This window comes from Streptomyces sp. TRM68416, assembly GCF_014596915.1.
Lineage (GTDB): Bacteria > Actinomycetota > Actinomycetes > Streptomycetales > Streptomycetaceae > Streptomyces.
In genome coordinates, this window is record NZ_JACVWU010000097.1 from 1 (window position 1) to 553 (window position 553).

1 protein-coding gene and 1 rRNA gene are annotated in these 553 nt (G+C 66.0%); both read left to right on the forward strand.

The window, feature by feature from the left end; all coding sequences use genetic code 11:
* The first annotated feature begins 81 nt into the window (after positions 1 to 81).
* Positions 82 to 198, forward strand: a 5S ribosomal RNA gene (rrf, locus tag ICC28_RS40095).
* Positions 199 to 340: 142 nt separating this feature from the next.
* Positions 341 to 553, forward strand: a 213-nt coding sequence (locus tag ICC28_RS41035) for a hypothetical protein (RefSeq protein ID WP_223190811.1), incomplete at its 3' end; no start/stop codon positions are given.

A 553-nucleotide genomic window follows, 5' to 3' on the forward strand; every position in this document is an offset into this window, starting at 1 on the left:
AGTTCTGAGGCAACGACCGTTGCCGGTTTGAGCTGAACGTACAACTACAGAGTGTGCTTGTTCGCTCGAAACCATTAGGGTTTCGGTGGTCATAGCGTGAGGGAAACGCCCGGTTACATTCCGAACCCGGAAGCTAAGCCTCACAGCGCCGATGGTACTGCAGGGGGGACCCTGTGGGAGAGTAGGACGCCGCCGAACAATCTTTGGGAAGGACCCCTGGTCACCAGCGTTCAGCTGGGACCAGGGGTCCTTTCGTTTTTCCGGGACAAGCACCACCCGAAGCGCGCCGGGTACCCGGCTGCGCGAGAATGACTTGCGGTACCGAAGACAGGAGCCACCCATGCCCACCAACTCTCCCGACGACCGACCGGAGCGCGACCAGCGGCGACGGGACAGTGGTGACCGCGGCGACCGGGGTGACCGGGGCGGATACCGCGGGGACCGCGGTGGCTTCCGTCGTGATGACCGCCGTGACGCCCGCCCCGAGCGCCGTGACGACCGCGGCGGCTTCCGCAGGGACGGTGACCGTCCCGCTCCCCGCCGTGACGGCGAC